Genomic DNA, 386 nt, shown 5'->3' on the forward strand with positions numbered 1-386 from the left:
CTAATACGGAGACAACGCCCATGCCAAAATAGACGGCAAAGATTTTCAGAAAGAAATTGTATAGTGAACGCCAGACATTATCCCGGGTTCGCAGCAACATCCCCACAAGCACCACAATGTAGCTGGCAAGTCCGATGGTGATGGCCGGAAAGAGGATATGGAAGGATACGGTAAAGGCGAATTGCAATCGGGCCAGATGACACGCGTCGAATTCAAACATATTCCACACCCATCATTGTGAATCGCCCCGGCCGCAGCCGGGGCTCATGCGAACATCACTTAGCCTATGATGATGAGTTTTGCTTCCCGGCGCCGATTTCGGCGCCGGTCAAAGGTTAGCACTGCGTGTCAGACTGCGTTCTCTTCAGCATCGCTTTGCACAGCGG

The 386-nt window shown here is 52.1% G+C and carries 1 protein-coding gene; it reads right to left on the minus strand.

Going from position 1 to position 386, the window contains the following annotated elements:
* Positions 1-220: cytochrome ubiquinol oxidase subunit I (locus ACEWB7_RS18675; RefSeq protein ID WP_411581187.1), on the minus strand; the 220-nt coding region annotated here is incomplete at its 3' end.
* Positions 221-386: the final 166 nt, after the last annotated feature.

This window comes from Acinetobacter sp. NIOH-H-8 (genome assembly GCF_046635365.1).
Taxonomy (GTDB): Bacteria; Pseudomonadota; Gammaproteobacteria; order Pseudomonadales; family Moraxellaceae; genus Acinetobacter.